Raw genomic sequence first — 18,080 nt, forward strand, 5'->3', positions numbered from 1 at the left:
CGATGAAAAAGGATGGGGGGCCCAAGGATATCGGGCCCAGGGACAAGGGCCTGGCGAAGGCCCTGGCGCTCGGCGGCGACCGGCGGGCCTTCGGCAGCATTCCCACGGTGGCGGAGGCGGTGGCCGCCGATCCCGCCCGGCTGCCGGAACTGGTCGCCTGCCTGTTCGACGGCGACGCCGGGGTGCGGATGCGCGCCGCCGACGCCTTGGACCGGGTGTCGCGCGGCGATGCCCGTCCGCTGGACGCCTTCGCCGAACGGCTGCTGACCGACGCCGCGGCGATCGAGCAGGCGGAGGTGCGTTGGCACTTGGCGGCCATCCTTCCCCGCCTGACCCTGACGGAGGAGCAGCGAGGGCGCGCCGTGGCGCTTCTGGAAGGCTGGTTCGAGAACCGGGCCAGCCGGATCGTGCAGAGCGCCGCGCTTCAGGCCATGGTCGATCTGGCGGCGGACGATCCGGAGCTTCGCCCGGTCGCGGCGGACATGCTGGGCCGGGCCATGCGCTCGCGCATCCCGTCGCTGGCCGCACGGGCCAAACGCATCCTGAAGCCGTTCGAGGTGGATCGCGCGACCCTGGACGCCGCCCTGCTGCCGGAGACCAAGCCGTTGACCCTATCGGTCCTGCCCGACCGGCTGGCGGTGGCGCGGCTGGCGCCGGGGGACGGGATGCCCGGCTGGCTCGACTGGACCGACCCGCTGGTCAGCGCGACCCGCACGGGGGAGGAGTTGTCGATTCTCTGCCGTGAGTCCCGCGTGCCGGAGGGCGTGACGGCGGAGCGTGGCTGGCGCGCCTTCAAGGTGGAGGGGCCGCTGGACTTTTCCCTGTTCGGGGTGCTGGCGCGCATCGCCGTGCCGCTGGCCCAGGCGCGGGTGCCGATCTTCGCCATGTCCACCTACGACACCGATTACGTGCTGGTGCGTGACGAGGACGTGGAGCGCGCAGCCGACGCGCTGAAGCGCGTCTGCACCGTCGTGGCGCCGTCCTGACCCTTATGCCTGAGAGGCCTTCTCCGCTTCGACGACGGCGAGCACGCCCAGCTCCTCCAACTGCGTGACGGCGCCGGTCAGGCTGGTGGCGACGCGGTCGGCGGTGGTCTGGGATATGGCGTGCTCGGGCGCGTCCGCTTCGGGATGGGCGCTCCACAGGCAAAGCAGGATCGGCACGTTCGGGCCGAAATGCAGGCGCAACCGGCGTACCAGCCGACGGGCGTGCGACAGGGCGGACGGGTTCAGGTAGGACAGCACCACCGCCGACACGCCGGTCGGGGCCAGAGCGGCGATGGAGCGGACGGACACCTTCTCGCAGGGGATCACGTCGGCGCGCAGCCCGCGTGGGCGCAGCATGTGGCCGAGCAGAGCCGCCGCCGCCTCGTCCAGGTCGTTGCGGGCGCCGATGCACAGCACCAGCGGCGTGTCCTCCGCGGCAGGCGGCGAGGACTCCATCATCTCGTCCAGCAGCGTCGTCATGCCCTCGGCCACCGCCTGTCGCCCTTCCGGATTCAGGCGGTTGCGCTGGCGGTCCTGCTCGGCCAGCGACAGGGTGGGAATCAGCAGGCCGTGTCCCGCCTCGACCAACCCGCCCTTGCTCATCTTCTCCTCGGCGATCTCCATGGCCTCGATGGGGTCGCGGGCGAGCAGACGCTGGTACAGCTTGGCCTCGTCGGGCAGGACCGGCCGGTCGCCCAGCATCACCTCCAGGAAATGAAGCTGCGGAACGTGCCGCCCCAACACGACGAGGCAGACGGTCAACGGCGTCGCCAGCAGCAGCCCGACCGGCCCCCACAGCGTCGTCCAGAACACCGCCGCGACGATGATCGCCAGCGACGACAGACCGGTGGCCGAGCCGTAGAGCCAGGGCTCCACCACGTTGTTGGAGAACAGCTCCACCGCCACGAACAGGGCGATGCAGAGCAGTGGCAGGGTCCATCCCGCATCGACCGCGAAGGACAGCAGGATCGGGAAGGCCGCGGCGATCGCCGGCCCCAGGAAGGGGATGAAGCGCAGCACCGTCGCCAGCATGCCCCACAAGAGCGGATTCGGCACGCCGAGCAGCCACAGCCCGATCCCGATGGGCAGGCCGTAGGTGACGTTGACCACGCATTGCATCAGCAGATAGCGGCTGACCCGCTCGCCCGCGTCGTTCATCGCCTCCGTCGTTCGGCTGAGGTCGCCGGACCCGGCCAGCCGGATCAGCCGGTCGCGCAGATCCTCGCGCTGCAGCAGCATGAAGATGGTGAAGACCAATACCATGCCCGCCGTGGCGACCGGGGCCATGGCCGGCCCCAGCACGTCGCTGATGATGGTCAGCGCGTCGGAGCCGTCCTGCTCGATCCGCACCGGCACCGGCTCCCGCGCGGCGCCGGCGCCGGGGGCGGGCAGGGCGCTGGTCGGAGCCGTGGCGGCGGGCGGGGTGTCGCCGGTCACCTGCTCCAGACCCTGCTTCAGGTCGCGGAAGGCTTCGGTGGCCTGCTGCACCACCCCGCCGCTGCCCGCCGACGTGGCGCGGGAGCGCAGCGAATCCAGCTTGTCATGCACATTCTTCTGGTAGCTGGGCAGGTTGTTGGCGAGATCGGCGATCTGCCCGCCGACCACCATGCCGAAGCCGGCAATCCCCGCGAAAACCAGCACGACCACAGCCAGCACCGAGGGCACCCGGCCCAGGCGCAGCCGCTCCAACCGGCTGACGATGGGCGCCAGGACGAAGGTCAGCAGCACCGCCAGCGCGATGGGGACCAGGATGTCGCTTCCCAGATACAGGGTCGCCACCACCAGCGCGATGACCAGCAGCGTCGTCTGGGTGGAGGCGGGAGGGGCGGCCTTCGGCACCGGAATGGGGCGGGCCTGCAACCGGCGGGCGGTGTCTTCGGCCATGATCTGCGGAGCCTCGGGGGAGAGTTGAGAGAGTGCAGAACGCGGCCGGACGCGGCGCGTTCCGGCGCGTCGGGCGTGATCGCCGCAAGACACCGTGACGATTGCGGTCGACGGCCTGTTTAAACCCGCGTGGTTATCTCGTCAGAAGGAGGGGGCTATGCGTAAGGTTGCTGTTCCGGTCCTGTCGGCGGTCGCGCTTTTGGCTTTGGGGGGCTGCGCCGAGACGTCGAGCTGGTTCGGTGGGGGAAGCGAGCAGGCATCCCGCCCGATGTCCGAGCAATCGCTCCAGACCGCCTCGCGGATCGAGCCGCAGGCCATGCTGGGCAAGTCGGTCGTCGCCTATGACGGGCAGAAGGTGGGGCAGGTCGAGGACGTGCTGTTCAACCGCAGCAACCGCCCGAGCCAGCTGGTGGTCTCGACCGGCGGCATCATGGGCATCGGCGGGCACAACGTCGCGCTGGACATCGACAACGTCCGCTACAACCAGCAGCAGGACGCCCTCGTGGCGACCCAGTTGACCAAGGACCAGTTCGCCAACCTGCCGGAGTTCCAGTATGGCGGGAACATGGTCTCGCTGAACCGTCAGAAGACCCCGCACTAAGCGGCGTCAGTCCTCCGGCTTGCCGGAACGCAGACGCTTGATGTCCGACCGCTGACCCTTGGCCTCCAGGCGACGCTTCTTGGAGCCAAGGGTCGGCTTGGTCGGGCGGCGGCTCTTCGGCACCACCGTCGCGTCGCGGATCAGGTCGATCAGCCGCTCCCGCACGTCCTCGCGGTTGCGCAGCTGGCTGCGGTAGGTGTCGCCGACGATGATCAGCACGCCCGCCGCCGTCATGCGCGAGCCGGCCAGCCGGACCAGCCGGGCCTTCACGTCGTCCGGGATGTTCGGCGAGGCCGCCACGTCGAAGCGCAGTTGGACGGCGCTGTCCGTCTTGTTGACGTGCTGGCCGCCGGGACCGGACGCGCGGATGAAGCTTTCCTGAAGCTCGCTCTCGTCCAGGCTGATGCGCGGGGTGACCCGGATCATCAGTCGGCCGCCGCCGTCACGCCTTCCTGCTCCTCCACCCCGAGGTCGAGAAGCGGGAGGAAGCTGGCGGGCTCCTGCGCGCCGGACAGCGCGTAACGCCGGTTGAAGATGTAGCAGGGCACCGCCTGAAGGCCGAGCTGGCGCGCCGTGGCGTCGGCATTGAAGACCGCCGTGGTCTCCGCATCGCCGTTCAGCAGAGTCTTGATCTCCGCGAAATCGAAGCCCAGGCCGGCGGCGGTCGCGGCCAGCGTGTCGCGGTCGCCGATGTCCAGCCCGTCCACGAAATAGGCGTGGAACAGCGCGTCGGCCATCCGGTCGCCCAGCCCGTGGCGGGTGGCGATGCGGATCAGCCGGTGACCGTCGAAGCTGTTGGGCGTGCGCCGGATGCGGTCCAGCCGCAGCGGCAGGCCGTCGCGCTCCGCCGTTTCCTCGACCACCAGATGGATCTGCCGCGCCCGCTCCGTGCCGCCGAACTTGGCCGCCAGATAGGCGCTGCGCTCCATGCCGCCCGCCGCCATGTCCGGGTTGAGCTGGAAGGGCTGCCAGCGCAATTCCACCTGGACGCGGGGCCGGTCGGCCAGGGCGCGGGCAAGCCGCCGCTTTCCGATGTAGCACCAGGGGCAGATCAGGTCGGCATAGGTTTCGATCAGCATAGGCCCACTATCCCCCATTCCCGCCCCGCCGCGCAACCGCCCTGCCCATGGGGCGCCCTGCCGCGTTCGGGCAACCGCCTTTGCAACCCTTTGTTAACCCTTGCCGCCGGAGAGTCGCCCTGTTGCGCGGATGAGCGTCCGCGGCGGTCGGAGGCGTGTGGCGATGGCGAATTCCTATGTGGACGGCAAGGTGCGCGACGCGCTGGTGGCGGCCAAGGGGAGCCGGGCGACCGCGCAGAAGCTTCTGATGGCCTGGGCGGTCGAGGACCCGCAGCTCCTGCTGGGCATCTCGCAGCCTTTCCTGAAGGCCATCGCCGCGGCGGCGATCGAGCGGGGCGTCCGCCCGTCGGCGCCCAGCCGGTCTGCGCCCGCGCAGCCGGGCCGGTCCCGTGGTTCCGCGGATTCGGCGCTGAGCAAGGAGGCGCTGGCCGACGTGCTGAGCCGCCTCGGCCGCGATCCCGGTGAGGACGCACCGGCGCCGCGTGGCCGCGCCGGTTCACCCGCTCCGGTGAAGTCCGCCACCATGGTGGTTCCCGCCGGCAAGGGCGGGCAGGGCGGCGTCAGCCATGAAAAGGCGATGATGACCCTCGCCAAGGCCTTCGTGGCGAAGAAGATGCGCTGAGGAACGGCGCGGGGGCTTACTCCGCCGTCATCCGTTCGATCCAGCCCGGCTGCCGCGGTTCCGGCCGGATGTCCGGCGGCGGGCTCGCCAGGGCCGTGTGGCCGTTGCGGTGGGGGTCGGGGATGTGGTGGCAATCCACATCGGCCAGCGTCTTGTAGCAATAGACACGGGAACGGTCGACGTACACCTTCTCCGGGCAGTAATGCCCGGTTTCCGAGAAGGACACGGACGAGCAGTCGCGCCCGGTTGCGGCGGACACCAAGTGATCACCAAGCGTCTTCTTGGTGCTGGTGACGGAAGCAAGATCGGCGCCGAGGCTGGCGACCATCATCGGCCCGCCGCAAGCGCCGAGCGGGACCACCGCCAACGCCAGCACCGCGATTGACTGAGCGAGCCTCATCACCCTTCGCACCCCGTCCCGTGTTCGATCCGATTCCAGGCGAACCTCATTAAGAAGCCGTGAATCAGCGCAGCAGCGTGCAGATTCGCGACCGGCACTGCACCAGCACAAAGGTGTCCTTGTCCTCCGTGCAGCCCACCTTGAACACGGTCTGGCCGGATCGGCCGGTGACGTAGCTCATCACCTCCACCTTGGCGGGCGTGCAGTTGCCCAGCGACTTGGCGGCCTCCTTCGCCTCGGCCTGCCCGGCGGAGACGTTGGCGGCCTGGACCGTGGGCGACGCCGACAGGCACAGCGCGAGGGCGCCGAGGGCAGCGAGGCGGAGAGCGGTGACGCGCATGGCCGGATCGGTGGGCTGGTGGGTGCTGAGGAAGTTTATGGCACGGACGTCGCGAATTCGGCTGTGCAAAAGTGGTAACCGCGGACTCACGAGCTTTCTGCGGGCTCGGCGTGCCGGTGGGACAGGAAGAAGCGCAGCATCTCCCGCGCGGCGTCCGGCCCCTGCGGGTCGGTGTAGGTGCCGTCCGGGCTGCCGCCAGACCAGGCGTGGCCGCTGCCGTGGACGATCCACTGCTCGAACAGCGTTGCTCCATCGCGGTCCTTGTGGACGGTGCGGGTGAAGCCGCGCCCGCCGGGTGCCTGTCCCTCCTCGGTCTTCGCGGTCAGTCCCTCGGCGTTGGCGGTGGCCTGCGCCATCACATGGTCGCCGTTGCGCGGGTGCACGACCTTGTCCGCGTCGCCGTGGAAGACGATGGCCGGAACCACCGGAGCCCCGGCTGCCGGACGCTGGCCGGGCGAGGAGCCGGCCTTCATCGCCAGCAGGGCGGACGGCACGCCGCTGGCCGAGCCGTAGGGCAGGCCGGAATGGACGCCCACCGCGGCGAACAGGTCGGGGTGGGTCGTCACCAGGACCATCGCGGCGGACCCGCCCGCGGAAATCCCGGCGACGTAGACGCGCTGCGGGTCGGCCCCTTGCTCCGCCAGGACCTGCCGGGTGGCTCCGGCGATCAGCGCCGGTTCGCCGCGCTCGCGGCGCTGGTGGTCGGGGTTGAACCAGTTCCAGCACTTCTTGTCATTCGCCGCGGGGGTCTGCTCCGGATAAAGGACGAGGCAGCCGGCTTCCTCGGCCAGACGGTTCATGCGGGTTCCGACGGCGAAGTCCTCCGGCGACTGGGTGCAGCCGTGCAGCATGACCAGCAGTGGGCGGGGGCCCGCCGCCACACCCTTCGGCACGAACAGCCGATAGGCGAGCGAGCCGGAGTCGCCGGTGAAGATCCCGGATTCCATCGGCTCCGTCACGGGGACGGGCTTCGGCGGGGGCGGAGGGACGGGCGCGCCGCGGCGGAACAGCTTGCCGGCGAGGCGCCGGAGGAAGGCTGCGGCGCGGGCCAGGGCCGGGCGGGGCCGGGTGGTGTCGGTCACGATCGGCGGCTCCGGGATCGTTCGGGAGGGAAGGCGGCGGATGGTACGGGACGGAGGTGGCGGAGGACAACCTCCGATCTGCACTCCGCTCCGGCAACTCCATGGCGGTTTGCGCCGGGGCGCCAACTGCGCTAACCATCCGGTTCCGCAAGCGCCCGTCCGCCAAGCGTCGCCCAATACCCGCAAGCGTCCAGGTGAGCCGACCGTCATGAGCACCGACATCACCCTCGTCCTGGGCGGCGCCCGCTCCGGCAAGAGCCGCTACGCCGAGGGACTGGTGACCGCATCGCCCGGCCCGCGGGTCTACATCGCCACGGCCCAGGTCTGGGACTCCGAGATGGCCGACCGCGTCGCCCGTCACAAGGAGGACCGCGGCCCCGGCTGGACGACGGTGGAGGAGCCGCTCGACCTGCCCGGCGCGCTGCGCCGCCACGCCGGTGCCGGGACGGGCGTGCTGGTCGATTGCCTGACGCTGTGGCTGTCCAACCTGATGATGGCCGACGCCGACGTGCCCGTCCGCTCCGCCGAGCTGCTGGCCGCTTTGGCCGGTGTGGAGGGGCGGGTGGTGCTGGTTTCCAACGAGGTGGGGCTGGGCATCGTGCCGGACAACGCGCTGGCCCGCCGCTTCCGCGACCATGCGGGGCGGCTGCATCAGGACATCGCCGCCGTGGCCCAGCGGGTGGCCTTTGTCGCCGCCGGGCTGCCGCTGCTGCTGAAGGGAGAGACACCATGACCGAAGACGCCGACCAGAACGAGCGCCACGCCGAGAAGATGAAGCGGCGCAAGGCGCTGCACGACCGGGTGATGGCCAGCAAGACGCAGGAGAAGGGCCTGCTGATGGTCAACACCGGCAACGGCAAGGGCAAGTCCACCGCCGCCTTCGGCCTGATCCTGCGCGCCGCCGGGCACGGCATGCGGGTGGGGGTGGTGCAGTTCGTCAAGGGCGCCTGGTCCACCGGCGAGACGGTGGCGCTGGAGCGCTTCGACGACCTCGTGGACTTCTTCACGATGGGCGAGGGCTTCACCTGGGAGACCCAGGACCGCGAGCGCGACATCGCCGCCGCCAAGGCCGCCTGGGCCAAGGCGCAGGAACTGATGGCCGACCCGAAATACAGCCTCGTCGTGCTGGACGAGCTGAACATCGTCCTGCGCATGGGCTATCTGCCGGTGGAGGAGGTGCTTCCGGTGCTGACCGGGCGGCGTGAGGGGTTGCATGTGCTGGTCACCGGCCGCACCGCCAAGCCGGAGCTGATCGAGGCCGCCGACCTCGTGACCGAGATGACGCTGGTCAAGCACCCTTTCCAGGCGGGCATCAAGGCCCAGCCGGGCATCGAGTTCTGAGCCATGCCGCGCGCGATCATGCTCCAAGGCACCGGCTCCGACGTCGGCAAGTCGCTTCTGGTGGCCGGGCTGTGCCGGGCGCTGGTCCGCCGCGGCCTGACCGTGCGGCCCTTCAAACCGCAGAACATGTCCAACAACGCCGCCGTCACCGCCGACGGCGGGGAGATCGGGCGCGCCCAGGCGCTCCAGGCGCGGGCCTGCGGGGTAGCGCCGTCCGTCCACATGAACCCGGTGCTGCTGAAGCCACAGTCGGACGTCGGCTCCCAGGTGGTGGTGCGCGGCGTCGTGGCGGGCACGGCGCGGGCCGGCGACTACCAGTCGCGCAAGGGGCAGCTTCTCCCCACCGTGCTCGACAGCTTCGAGCGCCTGAAGGCCGAGGCTGACGTGGTGGTGGTCGAGGGGGCGGGCAGCCCGGCCGAGGTCAACCTGCGGGCCGGCGACATCGCCAACATGGGCTTCGCCACCGCGGCCGGCGTGCCGGTGGTGCTGGTCGGCGACATCGACCGCGGCGGGGTGATCGCCAGCCTCGTCGGCACCCACGCCCTGATTCCACCGGAGGAGCGGGCGCTGGTCGCCGGCTTCCTCATCAACAAGTTCCGCGGCGACGTGCGGCTGTTCGACGGTGGCCTCTCGGTCATCACGGAGCGCACGGGCTGGCCGAGCTTCGGCGTCGTGCCCTGGCTGGTCGATGCCGCCCTGCTGCCGGCGGAGGACGCGGTGGCGCTGGACACCTGGAAGACCCGCTCCGGGGGGCGGTTGCGCGTCGCCGTACCGATGCTGTCGCGCATCGCCAACTTCGACGATTTCGACCCGCTGGCCCAGGAGCCGGACGTGGCCCTGTCCATGGTGCCGCGCGGCCAGCCGCTGCCGGGCGACGCCGATCTGGTCATCCTGCCGGGCAGCAAGGCGACCATCGCCGATCTGGCGGTGCTGCGTGCCCAGGGCTGGGACGTCGATCTCGCCGCCCATCGCCGGCGCGGCGGGCGGGTGCTGGGCATCTGCGGCGGCTACCAGATGCTCGGCCGGCGAATCGCCGATCCGGACGGCATCGAGGGGCCGCCGGGCGAGGCCGAGGGGCTGGGCCTGCTGGAGGTGGACACCGTGCTGAAGGGGCCGAAGGTGCTGGAGGAGGCAACCGGGACGGAGGCCGCCACGGGGGCCGCGGTCGCCGGCTACGAGATGCACATGGGCCGCACGGAGGGGCCGGACCGCGCCCGCCCGATGCTGACCCTGGCGAACGGTCAGACGGATGGCGCGGTGTCCGCCGACGGGCGGGTGATGGGCTGTTACCTGCACGGACTGTTCGGGACGGACGGCTTCCGCGCCGCCTTCCTGGCGGGGCTGGGCGGTGAGGCGTCCGGCCAATCCTACGCGGCGACGGTCGAACAGGCGCTCGACCGCATCGCCGCCCGGCTGGAGGAGCATGTGGACATCGACACCCTGCTGGCCGCGGCGCGGTGAGCGGCAGCTTCATGAAACGGATTTCATGATCCCGCAACGCTGGGGTCAGGCGGGCGACGCTACAACTGCAGTCATTGACGACGTTTGATTACTGGCGAGTCATCCACCGGCGGTTCCCGCCGCCGGCCACACACGATCCGGAATGTTCCCGCATACCCTCGGATCGTTTCTTGCGGCGGTGTGCATCGGGTTTTTGCCTTGGATCGGCGTCCCCCGCCCAGGCTTCCCCCCGAACCCTTGCACACCGCCGTCTTCTTTTCCCTCCCCGGCCTTTTTCGGAAACCGCCGCGCTTGACGCGGAGCCCCCTCGGCGGGCTTGAATGGGTGCCACAGGCCCCCGTATCCCCGCTGCCGAGACTCCATTCCCGTGCGTCCCGTCGTTCTCTTCCCCCTGTTCCGCCCGGTGACGGCGCTCCCCGGCCTCGGTCCCCGGCTGGGCAAGCTCGTCGAAAAGCTGGCCGGTCCGCAGGTCGTGGACCTTCTGTGGCACCTGCCGTGCGGCGTCATCGACCGCCGCTACGCCCCGAAGATCGCCGAGGCGCCGAACGGGCGGATCGCCACCATGACGGTGCGCATCGATTCGCACGCCGCCCCGCACAATTCCCGCCATCCCTACAAGGTCCGCTGCACCGACGAGACGGGCGTGCTGGAGTTGATCTACTTCCATGTGAAGGGCGATTGGCTGGAACGGCAGATGCCGGTCGGCAAGACGGTGGTGGTGTCCGGCAAGGTCGAGTGGTTCCACGACACGCCGCAGATCACCCACCCCGACGCCGTGGTCCCGTTGGAGTCGAAGGACGAGATCGAGGCGGTGGAGCCGGTCTATCCGATGACCGCCGGGCTTCCGGCCAAGACGCTGCGCAAGGCCGTGCGCGCCATGCTGAACGACGTGCCGGAACTGCCGGAATGGCAGGACGCCGCGTGGCGGTCGCGCAACGGCTGGCCGACGTGGCACGAGTCGATCCGCCGCGCCCACACGCCGGAGGACGAGGCCGACCTCGCCCCGACCAACCCGATCCGCCGAAGGTTGGCCTATGACGAGCTGCTGTCGAACCAGCTCGCCCTGACGCTGGTCCGCATGCAGCAGCGCCGCCTGTCGGGCCGCGTCATCCAAGGCGACGGGCGGCTGCGCGCCAAGGTGGCCGCGGCGCTGCCCTTCTCGCTGACCAACTCCCAGGCCACATCCTTGGCGGAGATTTACGAGGACATGGCGGCGGAGCGGCGGATGCTGCGCCTGCTCCAGGGTGACGTCGGCAGCGGCAAGACGGTGGTCGCGCTGATGGCGATGCTGAACGCGGTGGAGGCCGGCCATCAGGCCGCCCTGATGGCGCCGACCGAGATCCTGGCCCGCCAGCACGCCGAAAGCCTCGCCCCGCTGTGCAAGGCGGCGGGGGTGGACCTCGCCCTGCTGACCGGGCGCGACAAGGGCAAGGCGCGGCAGGCTGTGCTGGACCGTCTGGCCTCGGGCGAGCTGCCGCTGCTGGTCGGCACCCACGCGCTGTTCCAGGAGGATGTTGCCTTCAAGGACCTTGCGCTGGCGGTGATCGACGAGCAGCACCGCTTCGGCGTCCACCAGCGGCTCCAACTCTCCGCCAAGGGGCGGGCGGTGGACGTGCTGGTGATGACGGCGACGCCGATTCCGCGCACGCTGACGCTCACCGCCTACGGCGACATGGACGTGTCGCGCCTGACCGAGAAGCCGGCGGGGCGCAAGCCGATCCAGACCGTGACCATCGCGCTCGACCGGCTGGAGGAGGTGGTCCATGGCATCCACCGCAAGGTGCAGGAGGGCGCGCGGGTCTACTGGGTCTGCCCGCTGGTCGACGAATCGGAACAGACCGACCTCGCCGCCGCGACGGAGCGTCACGCCTTCCTGCGCGCCACCTTCGGCGACCGGGTGGGGCTGGTCCACGGCAAGATGCGCGGGCCGGACAAGGACGCGGTGATGGCCGCCTTCCAGGCCGGCAACCTGGACGTTCTGGTCGCCACCACGGTCATCGAGGTCGGGGTGAACGTGCCCGAGGCCACCGTCATGGTGATCGAGCACGCCGAACGCTTCGGCCTCGCCCAGCTTCACCAGCTCCGCGGCCGGGTGGGGCGCGGCGAGAAGCCGTCCTCCTGCCTGCTGATGTTCGACCCGCAACTGACCGAGACGGCGCGCGCCCGGCTGAAGACGATGCGCGACACCGAGGACGGCTTCGTCATCGCCGAGGAGGATTTGCGGCTGCGCGGCGCCGGCGAGGTGCTGGGCACCCGCCAGTCAGGCCTGCCGGAGTTCCGCATGGCCGATTTGGCGGTGCACGGCGACCTGCTGGGGGCGGCCCGCGACGACGCGAAGCTGATCGTGGATCGCGATCCCGATCTGGCTGGCGAGCGCGGTCAGGCGCTGCGAACGTTGCTGTACCTGTTCGAACGGGACGCGGCGGCCAAGACGTTGCGGTCGGGGTAAGTAAAGCGTGTCAGGACATTCTCACGCCCGCTTGCGCTCGTCCAGAAGCGCGGCCTTCACCTCGCGGGGCTTGCGGTCGGGTGGGGTGACGATGCCGCCGGACATCACCAGCTTCAGCCCGTCCTCCACCGTCATGTCCAGAACGGTCACCTCGCGCCGCGGCAGGATCGCCAGATAGCCGGCGGTCGGCGGGGCGCAGGGGATGAAGACGTGCACCATCTCCTCTTCGGAGATCTTCTGGATCTCCGGATGGGCGCCGCCGGTGATGAAGCCGAGCGACCACATGCCATGGCGCGGGAACTCGACCAACACCACCTCGCGGAAGGCCTTGGACTTCTTGGCGAGCACCGTCTCGACGATCTGCTTCACCGCCCCGTAGACGGAGCGGACGACCGGCATGCGCTCCACCACGCCCTCGCCGATGCGCACCACCAGCCGCCCGACATAGCCGGCGGCGAAGGCGCCGATCAGGGTCAGCACGATGATCAGCGTCAGCACCCCGATGCCGGGGATCGAGAAGGGCAGGTAATTCTCGGGATTGTAGGCGGAGGGGATCAGCGGGCGCACATGCCCGTCGATGAAGGCCAGCAGCCACCAGCCGAGATAGACCGTGACCGCGATCGGCGCCGTCACCAGAACGCCCGCCAGGAAATAGGCGCGCAGCCGCCCCATCAGCCCGATGCCGGCGGGCCGGTGGGACGTGCTCTCGTCCGCCGCGCTCTGGCTGTCCTGCTCGTTCCGATCCACCGCCCCACCCCCGAAAATCCGACGCCCGCTATAGTGATACAGGACATGGCTCCTGCTCAATCCACAACGACGTATCGGACGACGGGAAAGAGTCGTCGGGGAGAAAGCGAAGGAACTCCCTCCGGAGGGCTGGTCCGCCACCCCCGCGCGCATCACATCGCTGAGGATGACCCACACCCCCCGCATCCTCTCGCTCGCCACGGCCCTGCCGCCCCATCGTCTCGGCCAGGACGAGGCGCTCGGCGTCGCGCGGGCCGTCTTCGGGCCGCGAATGCGCGACTTCGAACGGCTGGTGCCGGTCTTTGCCAACACCGGCATCGAAACCCGCCACGCGGTCATGCCCATCGACTGGTACATGGAACCGCGCGGCTGGCCGGAGCGCACCGCCGCCTTCCGAGACGGCGCTCTGGCGTTGCTGGAGGAAGCGGCGGGGCGGGCGCTGGCCCATGCCGGCCTGAGGCCGCAGGACGTGGACGCCATCGTCTGCGCCTCGACCACCGGAATCGCCACGCCCAGCCTGGAGGCCCTTCTGCTGGAGCGCATGGGCTTCCGCCCCGACACGGTGCGTCTGCCGCTGTTCGGGCTGGGCTGCGCCGGCGGCGTGCTGGGGCTGACCCGCGCCGGGCAGATCGCCCAGGCGATGGCGGGGCGGACGGTGCTGTTCCTGGTGGTCGAGCTTTGCACACTGGCCTTCCGCGCGGCCGAAGCGACGCCGACCAACGTCGTCGCCAGCGCCCTGTTCGCAGACGGCGCGGCGGCGGCGGTGCTGCGCGCCGATGCAGAGGGAGAAGAACCGCGCCTCGTGGATGGGGCGGAACACACCTGGCCGGGAACGCAGGACGTAATGGGCTGGCGGGTCGAGGATGACGGTCTCGGCGTGATTTTCAGCCAGAGCATCCCGGCGCTGATCCGCAACCGGCTGGAATCGGTGCTCGACGGCTTCCTGGATCGGCGGCGGCTGGCCCGCGGCGATCTCGTCGGGCTGATCGTCCACCCCGGCGGCGCCAAGGTGCTGCACGCGCTGGAGGAGGTCTGCACCCCGGTGTCCGCCGGGCTGGACGACGCCTGGGCGGTGCTGCGCCGCTGCGGCAACATGTCGGCGGCCAGCGTGATGTTCGTGCTGGAGCGGCGCATCGCGTCCGGCGCCCGCGGCCCGCATCTGATGACCGCGCTCGGCCCGGGCTTCACGGCTGCGATGGCCCAGGTCGACCTCTAGGAGCGCTTGGAATGGAAACGCTGCCGCTGGGCTGGCCCCACGTCATCCTGCTGCTGGTCGCCGCCCAGCGCTTGGGCGAACTCGTCGTCGCCCAACGCAACACGCGCCGCCTGCTGGCCGAGGGAGCGCAGGAGGTCGGGGCCGCCCATTACCCGCTGTTCGTCGGGCTGCACGCCGGATGGTTGGCCTTGCTGTTCGCCGTCGTTCCGGCGGACGCGCCGGTCAACGGCTGGCTGCTCGCCCTGTTCGTGCTGCTCCAGGCCGGGCGGGTCTGGGTGATCGCCACACTGGGGCGGTTCTGGACCACCCGCATCGTCACCTTGCCCGGCGCGCCGCTGGTGCGGCGCGGGCCGTTCCGCTGGGTCCGCCACCCCAACTATCTGGTCGTGGCGGGCGAACTGGCCGTGCTGCCCCTGGTCTTCGGGGCGTGGTGGATCGCGGTGCTGGCCACGCTGCTGAACGTGCCGCTGACCCTGCACCGCATCCGTGTCGAGGACGGCGCGCTGTCCGGACGGCGCGCGCTCAGGTCAGCAGGAAGCAGAGCATCGTGACGCAGCCGGCAATGGCCGCCCCGTCGAGGTGGTTCGGAAAGGCATGCCAGAAGGATTCGCGGGACTCGGGTTCCTCGCGGTCCATCTCGTCCAGCCACAGGCCGGCGGGCAGGCCGCCGTTGGCGCGCTCCGCCAGGGCACCGGACAGATGGGCCATCGACACCGCCAGATAGCAGAACTTCACGAAGTTCAGGACGAAGTACATCGGCCCGCCGGCCTCGGCGATGGGGTCGGTCACGCCGCCCATCGCCGCCACGGCGGTCGCCATGGCGATGGCCGCGGCGAAGGGGATGGCGACGACCGACAGCAGGCGTTGCGAATCCACGCGGCCGGCGTAGGGGATCAGGCTGCGGGGAACGGGGCCGGAGGGCAGTTGGAACGACATGGCTCTCTCAATTCCGGTGGGCGCGTCCCGTCCGTTCTGCCGCTTTCAGGGTTAACGGGACGTTAGCGCCACCCGTTGGAGGGAGACGGTTCCACCTTTGCGCAGGCCCGGCTATGCTCCGCGCTGCGCTTGAGGGCGGTTGTCAGAAAAGGATGCGACCCCGTGCCTGCCGACGCTGGAGCTTCCCGGCTGGATGAAATCACGCTTCTCAGCCCGCTGTCCGCGGAGGAGCGCGCCGCCGTGGCGCGCCAGTGCCGCTGGCGCCGCTTCCACGCGAACGAGCAGATCATCGACCACCAGGGCGAGTCGCGGGACGTCGCGCTGGTGGTCCAGGGGCGCGTGCGGGTGTTGAGCCATTCCCCGGCGGGGCGCGAGATCAGCTTCGACGACATCGAGGCCGGCGGCTTCCTGGGCGAGATGGCTGCCATCGACGGGCTTCCCCGCTCGGCCTCCGCGATGGCCTTGGAGGAGGGGACGTTGATCGCCTTCCTGGCGCCCCGGCCCTTTCAGGAACTGGTGTCCGGTCACCCGGACCTCGCCATGGCGGTGATGAGGCGGCTGTGCCGGGTCGTCCGCATCGCCACCGACCGGGTGATGGAACTGTCGACGCTGGGCGCCAACAACCGTGTTCACGCCGAACTGTTGCGGCTCGCCAAGCGGGGGCGGGTGGAAGGGGCGACGGCGGTGATCGCTCCGATCCCCGTCCATGCCGACATTGCCAGCCGGGTCAGCACCGCGCGCGAAACGGTCGCCCGCGTGCTGAACGACCTCGCCCGCGATGGGTTGGTGGAGCGGCGGGCCGACGCGCTGGTCGTCCGCGACCTGGACCGGTTGGAAGCGTTGGTGGAGGACGTCCGGGCCGGCGCCTGACGGAACGCTGCCTGGAAACGGCCCCTCAGTCCTCCCGCCCCAGAACGGTGAGGATCAGGGCGCGAAGCGATTCGGGATCGTAGGGCTTGGGCAGGAAATGCCAGCCCGCGGCGCGGATCTCCGCCTTGGTGGCCACGGATTCATCGCCGGTGGTGATGATGACGGGCAGGGCGGAACCGACGTCCGCCAGAACCTCCCTGACCGATTCCGGCGCCTTGCCGTGACGTCCCAGATGGTAATCGGCGACCAGGATGTCGGGGAGCGCCCCGCCGTTCAGCGCGTCCAGCAGCGCGGCTGGCGTCGGGGCGCTGACCAACACCATTCCCCAATCCTCGAACAGGGTTTCCATGCACAGGCACAGCACCATGTCGTCCTCGAGAAGGGCGACGGTCAGTGTGCCGGAGCTTGCGGATCGGCCGGCGAGGGGGGCGTCGGTCATGCGTTATCCAATGAACAGCGGGGAAACCGGTGAACAGCGGGACGGCGATGCCGGTTGCCCGATACCGCCCGTCCGGCCTGTTTGGGAAAGCTGTTGCGGGGGTGGCCGCTGTCCGCTCCGTGGTCCGTCTGCTTGGTTATCTGTGCAGGTAATTAAGATTCTATATCGAACGGCGCGCCGACGCATTGTCATAGGTTAATCGGAAGGGGATATCGAAGAGGATCGCAAATCCGATCAGTCCCCCGCGCGCTTCCGGTCGGACTTGGCGTCCAAGGCGTGCTCCAGCTGTTTGGGCGCCTGGATCAGATGCAGGTACAGCTCGTCGAACTGGCCGACCGAGGCGAGCTGCTTCACATCGTGAACGGTGATTTGTTGCCCGGCCAGATCGATCAGCCCGATGTCGCGCAACCGCCGGAGCGTCCGGTTGATGTGGACGATGCTGAGCCCCAGCGCGTCGGCCAGGATTTCCTGGGTGACCGGCAGGGTGAAGCGCCCCTCCTCGACCAGCCCGACGATGCTCAGCCGCCGCAACAGTTCCACGATCAGGTGGGCCGTGCGCTCCAGCGCGGTGCGGCGCCCGACGCTGAGCAGGCGTTCGGCGATGATCGCCTCCTCCTTGGCGCCCGACCAGGCGAGGGCGGCGGCCAGACGGGGGAAGAGCTTGAACAGTTCGATGATTCGTTCCGGCTGGAAGTTGGCGACCTCCGCCGGGGTCAGGGTGGTGACGCCATGGTCCGCCGTCTCGAACAGGTTGCAGTAAAAGCCGATGATATCCCCGGGCAGGACAAAATTGACGACCTGCCGCCGCCCGTCGGGAAGCGCTTTGTGACGGATTGCCCAACCTTTGCGCATCACCCGCACGCAACCGTAGCGTTCTCCCTGCTGAAGCAGATCAGAACGCGAACCGTGCCGGGTAACATTGCGCTCCAACTCGTTGAGGAAACTCTTCTCCTCGTCTGTCAGGCTCATGTAACTGGTTATCTTGCGCCCCAGTGGAGATGACGGTATGTTGGCCTGGGCGCGGGTCATTTCTGTTCCAGCCTTTGATCGTCCAATTGTTATGGCCCCGAAGCGAGTGCCACTGCCAGCCCAATTCCGGGCGGCCTCGAACGATTAAGCCAAACGATAAAACCATCTATAACATAGGTTAATGGGGGTTAGATTTTCTCGACCGGACAGGTGAGGGATCATATACAAAACTGTTGGTGGCATTGGCCGTATGGGGTTTTGAACGGCCGTCGGTGGTAACAGATGAGTGCGGGGGGCGGCATGGCGGCGGAGCGGGATGCGGCGGGACTGGCTGCCCTCTCGATTTGTGAATCCCTTATGCTCGCATTGGTGGAACGCGGTGTCTTACGGCTCGAGGAAGCGCATGCAGCGCTCGAGGACGCCGCTGCCGCCCACCAAAATCGCGATCCAAAGGGCGAGGACCCGAACCTGCATCGCTTGGCGTTGCAGATCGTCGAGCGCCTGATGATTCAGGTGAACGCCACCCATCCCGCATCGGTGCAGATCGGGATCGGGCAGATGGCAGACGGCGGTTCCCAGGACTGAGAACGCGCACGGGACGCCTTTCCGGGCGAAACGAAGAGAGCCCCGCCATTCCGGCGGGGCTCTCTTCATGCTT

Annotated in this window: 21 protein-coding genes; 11 read left to right on the forward strand and 10 right to left on the reverse strand. The window is 69.5% G+C overall.

From position 1 onward, the window contains the following. Nucleotides 1-2 precede the first annotated feature (2 nt). Entirely contained in the window at nucleotides 3-986 is a 984-nt protein-coding gene (locus tag ABAZ39_RS36410) for an ACT domain-containing protein (RefSeq protein ID WP_081862893.1), read from the forward strand. 3 nt (nucleotides 987-989) lie between these two features. Here ABAZ39_RS36410 and ABAZ39_RS05565 read toward each other — a convergent pair whose 3' ends face one another. After that, nucleotides 990-2,870, reverse strand: coding sequence for an AI-2E family transporter (locus ABAZ39_RS05565; RefSeq protein ID WP_038527563.1), 1,881 nt, complete (start codon nucleotides 2,868-2,870; stop codon nucleotides 990-992). 157 nt (nucleotides 2,871-3,027) lie between these two features. On the opposite strand from ABAZ39_RS05565, the gene ABAZ39_RS05570 reads away from it, so the two are divergent. Beyond that, complete coding sequence (locus ABAZ39_RS05570) at nucleotides 3,028-3,471, forward strand: PRC-barrel domain-containing protein (protein ID WP_014240674.1); 444 nt, start codon at nucleotides 3,028-3,030, stop codon at nucleotides 3,469-3,471. Nucleotides 3,472-3,477: 6 nt separating this feature from the next. Here ABAZ39_RS05570 and arfB read toward each other — a convergent pair whose 3' ends face one another. Both arfB and ABAZ39_RS05580 read right to left on the reverse strand, forming a co-directional pair. Further along, on the reverse strand, nucleotides 3,478-3,897 hold the full coding sequence (gene arfB, locus ABAZ39_RS05575) for an alternative ribosome rescue aminoacyl-tRNA hydrolase ArfB (RefSeq protein WP_014240675.1): 420 nt from the start codon (nucleotides 3,895-3,897) through the stop codon (nucleotides 3,478-3,480). Further along, the gene (locus ABAZ39_RS05580) at nucleotides 3,897-4,550 is read right to left on the reverse strand and encodes a DsbA family oxidoreductase (RefSeq protein WP_038527567.1); all 654 of its coding nucleotides are present in this window, start codon (nucleotides 4,548-4,550) and stop codon (nucleotides 3,897-3,899) included. Before ABAZ39_RS05580 ends, arfB begins: the two co-directional genes overlap by 1 nt. Before the next feature lie 163 nt (nucleotides 4,551-4,713). On the opposite strand from ABAZ39_RS05580, the gene ABAZ39_RS05585 reads away from it, so the two are divergent. Further along, complete coding sequence (locus ABAZ39_RS05585) at nucleotides 4,714-5,172, forward strand: hypothetical protein (protein ID WP_038527569.1); 459 nt, start codon at nucleotides 4,714-4,716, stop codon at nucleotides 5,170-5,172. A 16-nt stretch (nucleotides 5,173-5,188) separates the two neighbouring features. Here the strand turns inward: ABAZ39_RS05585 and ABAZ39_RS05590 are convergent, their stop codons facing one another. From ABAZ39_RS05590 to ABAZ39_RS05600, 3 genes are all read right to left on the reverse strand, one after another. Then, nucleotides 5,189-5,572: a hypothetical protein gene (locus tag ABAZ39_RS05590; RefSeq protein WP_038527571.1), complete on the reverse strand. Its 384-nt coding sequence runs from the start codon at nucleotides 5,570-5,572 to the stop codon at nucleotides 5,189-5,191. A gap of 64 nt (nucleotides 5,573-5,636) precedes the next feature. Beyond that, nucleotides 5,637-5,912, reverse strand: coding sequence for a hypothetical protein (locus tag ABAZ39_RS05595; protein ID WP_038527573.1), 276 nt, complete (start codon nucleotides 5,910-5,912; stop codon nucleotides 5,637-5,639). 86 nt (nucleotides 5,913-5,998) lie between these two features. Then, complete coding sequence (locus tag ABAZ39_RS05600) at nucleotides 5,999-6,994, reverse strand: extracellular catalytic domain type 1 short-chain-length polyhydroxyalkanoate depolymerase (protein WP_247881632.1); 996 nt, start codon at nucleotides 6,992-6,994, stop codon at nucleotides 5,999-6,001. A 208-nt stretch (nucleotides 6,995-7,202) separates the two neighbouring features. Here ABAZ39_RS05600 and cobU point away from each other — a divergent pair, with 208 nt between their 5' ends. From cobU to recG, 4 genes are all read left to right on the forward strand, one after another. Then, nucleotides 7,203-7,727, forward strand: coding sequence for a bifunctional adenosylcobinamide kinase/adenosylcobinamide-phosphate guanylyltransferase (gene cobU, locus ABAZ39_RS05605; protein ID WP_038527575.1), 525 nt, complete (start codon nucleotides 7,203-7,205; stop codon nucleotides 7,725-7,727). After that, nucleotides 7,724-8,335, forward strand: coding sequence for a cob(I)yrinic acid a,c-diamide adenosyltransferase (cobO, locus tag ABAZ39_RS05610; RefSeq protein WP_038527577.1), 612 nt, complete (start codon nucleotides 7,724-7,726; stop codon nucleotides 8,333-8,335). Before cobU ends, cobO begins: the two co-directional genes overlap by 4 nt. A 3-nt stretch (nucleotides 8,336-8,338) precedes the next feature. Next, a complete protein-coding gene (locus ABAZ39_RS05615) occupies nucleotides 8,339-9,796 on the forward strand; it encodes a cobyric acid synthase (protein WP_038527579.1) in 1,458 nt (485 codons plus the stop codon). A gap of 367 nt (nucleotides 9,797-10,163) precedes the next feature. Continuing rightward, nucleotides 10,164-12,245 carry an ATP-dependent DNA helicase RecG gene (recG, locus tag ABAZ39_RS05620; protein WP_038527581.1) on the forward strand — a complete coding sequence of 694 codons (2,082 nt, stop codon included), beginning with the start codon at nucleotides 10,164-10,166 and terminating at the stop codon, nucleotides 12,243-12,245. Nucleotides 12,246-12,266: 21 nt separating this feature from the next. Here recG and ABAZ39_RS05625 read toward each other — a convergent pair whose 3' ends face one another. After that, the gene (locus ABAZ39_RS05625) at nucleotides 12,267-12,992 is read right to left on the reverse strand and encodes a DUF502 domain-containing protein (RefSeq protein WP_051657822.1); all 726 of its coding nucleotides are present in this window, start codon (nucleotides 12,990-12,992) and stop codon (nucleotides 12,267-12,269) included. Nucleotides 12,993-13,158: 166 nt separating this feature from the next. On the opposite strand from ABAZ39_RS05625, the gene ABAZ39_RS05630 reads away from it, so the two are divergent. Both ABAZ39_RS05630 and ABAZ39_RS05635 read left to right on the forward strand, forming a co-directional pair. Further along, nucleotides 13,159-14,208, forward strand: a complete 1,050-nt coding sequence (locus tag ABAZ39_RS05630) for a type III polyketide synthase (protein ID WP_038527582.1) — start codon at nucleotides 13,159-13,161, stop codon at nucleotides 14,206-14,208. Between the two features lie 11 nt (nucleotides 14,209-14,219). Beyond that, nucleotides 14,220-14,759 carry an isoprenylcysteine carboxyl methyltransferase family protein gene (locus ABAZ39_RS05635; RefSeq protein WP_038527584.1) on the forward strand — a complete coding sequence of 180 codons (540 nt, stop codon included), beginning with the start codon at nucleotides 14,220-14,222 and terminating at the stop codon, nucleotides 14,757-14,759. Here the strand turns inward: ABAZ39_RS05635 and ABAZ39_RS05640 are convergent. Further along, on the reverse strand, nucleotides 14,731-15,144 hold the full coding sequence (locus ABAZ39_RS05640) for a hypothetical protein (RefSeq protein ID WP_014240695.1): 414 nt from the start codon (nucleotides 15,142-15,144) through the stop codon (nucleotides 14,731-14,733). The genes ABAZ39_RS05635 and ABAZ39_RS05640 overlap by 29 nt on opposite strands. 162 nt (nucleotides 15,145-15,306) lie before the next feature. Between ABAZ39_RS05640 and ABAZ39_RS05645 the strand changes: the two genes are divergently transcribed. Beyond that, nucleotides 15,307-16,014, forward strand: coding sequence for a Crp/Fnr family transcriptional regulator (locus ABAZ39_RS05645; RefSeq protein ID WP_038527586.1), 708 nt, complete (start codon nucleotides 15,307-15,309; stop codon nucleotides 16,012-16,014). A 25-nt stretch (nucleotides 16,015-16,039) separates the two neighbouring features. Here the strand turns inward: ABAZ39_RS05645 and ABAZ39_RS05650 are convergent, their stop codons facing one another. Both ABAZ39_RS05650 and ABAZ39_RS05655 read right to left on the reverse strand, forming a co-directional pair. Further along, nucleotides 16,040-16,453, reverse strand: a complete 414-nt coding sequence (locus tag ABAZ39_RS05650) for a response regulator (protein ID WP_038527588.1) — start codon at nucleotides 16,451-16,453, stop codon at nucleotides 16,040-16,042. A 234-nt stretch (nucleotides 16,454-16,687) separates the two neighbouring features. Next, complete coding sequence (locus tag ABAZ39_RS05655) at nucleotides 16,688-17,422, reverse strand: Crp/Fnr family transcriptional regulator (protein ID WP_246653612.1); 735 nt, start codon at nucleotides 17,420-17,422, stop codon at nucleotides 16,688-16,690. A 300-nt stretch (nucleotides 17,423-17,722) separates the two neighbouring features. On the opposite strand from ABAZ39_RS05655, the gene ABAZ39_RS05660 reads away from it, so the two are divergent. Then, nucleotides 17,723-18,007 (forward strand): hypothetical protein, encoded by a 285-nt coding sequence (locus tag ABAZ39_RS05660; RefSeq protein WP_144243463.1) that lies wholly within the window; start codon nucleotides 17,723-17,725, stop codon nucleotides 18,005-18,007. Nucleotides 18,008-18,080: the final 73 nt, after the last annotated feature.

This window comes from Azospirillum argentinense (assembly GCF_000632475.1).
GTDB classification, from domain to species: domain Bacteria; phylum Pseudomonadota; class Alphaproteobacteria; order Azospirillales; family Azospirillaceae; genus Azospirillum; species Azospirillum baldaniorum.

What these genes read in the sequence shown, in the direction of transcription:
- ABAZ39_RS36410 (WP_081862893.1), top strand. Translation starts at nt 3, where the DNA reads ATGAAAAAGGATGGGGGGCCCAAGGATATCGGGCCCAGGGACAAGGGC.
- ABAZ39_RS05565 (WP_038527563.1), bottom strand. Translation starts at nt 2,870, where the DNA reads ATGGCCGAAGACACCGCCCGCCGGTTGCAGGCCCGCCCCATTCCGGTG.
- ABAZ39_RS05570 (WP_014240674.1), top strand. Translation starts at nt 3,028, where the DNA reads ATGCGTAAGGTTGCTGTTCCGGTCCTGTCGGCGGTCGCGCTTTTGGCT.
- arfB (WP_014240675.1), bottom strand. Translation starts at nt 3,897, where the DNA reads ATGATCCGGGTCACCCCGCGCATCAGCCTGGACGAGAGCGAGCTTCAG.
- ABAZ39_RS05580 (WP_038527567.1), bottom strand. Translation starts at nt 4,550, where the DNA reads ATGCTGATCGAAACCTATGCCGACCTGATCTGCCCCTGGTGCTACATC.
- ABAZ39_RS05585 (WP_038527569.1), top strand. Translation starts at nt 4,714, where the DNA reads ATGGCGAATTCCTATGTGGACGGCAAGGTGCGCGACGCGCTGGTGGCG.
- ABAZ39_RS05590 (WP_038527571.1), bottom strand. Translation starts at nt 5,572, where the DNA reads ATGAGGCTCGCTCAGTCAATCGCGGTGCTGGCGTTGGCGGTGGTCCCG.
- ABAZ39_RS05595 (WP_038527573.1), bottom strand. Translation starts at nt 5,912, where the DNA reads ATGCGCGTCACCGCTCTCCGCCTCGCTGCCCTCGGCGCCCTCGCGCTG.
- cobU (WP_038527575.1), top strand. Translation starts at nt 7,203, where the DNA reads ATGAGCACCGACATCACCCTCGTCCTGGGCGGCGCCCGCTCCGGCAAG.
- cobO (WP_038527577.1), top strand. Translation starts at nt 7,724, where the DNA reads ATGACCGAAGACGCCGACCAGAACGAGCGCCACGCCGAGAAGATGAAG.
- ABAZ39_RS05615 (WP_038527579.1), top strand. Translation starts at nt 8,339, where the DNA reads ATGCCGCGCGCGATCATGCTCCAAGGCACCGGCTCCGACGTCGGCAAG.
- ABAZ39_RS05630 (WP_038527582.1), top strand. Translation starts at nt 13,159, where the DNA reads ATGACCCACACCCCCCGCATCCTCTCGCTCGCCACGGCCCTGCCGCCC.
- ABAZ39_RS05635 (WP_038527584.1), top strand. Translation starts at nt 14,220, where the DNA reads ATGGAAACGCTGCCGCTGGGCTGGCCCCACGTCATCCTGCTGCTGGTC.
- ABAZ39_RS05640 (WP_014240695.1), bottom strand. Translation starts at nt 15,144, where the DNA reads ATGTCGTTCCAACTGCCCTCCGGCCCCGTTCCCCGCAGCCTGATCCCC.
- ABAZ39_RS05650 (WP_038527588.1), bottom strand. Translation starts at nt 16,453, where the DNA reads ATGACCGACGCCCCCCTCGCCGGCCGATCCGCAAGCTCCGGCACACTG.
- ABAZ39_RS05655 (WP_246653612.1), bottom strand. Translation starts at nt 17,422, where the DNA reads ATGAGCCTGACAGACGAGGAGAAGAGTTTCCTCAACGAGTTGGAGCGC.
- ABAZ39_RS05660 (WP_144243463.1), top strand. Translation starts at nt 17,723, where the DNA reads ATGGCGGCGGAGCGGGATGCGGCGGGACTGGCTGCCCTCTCGATTTGT.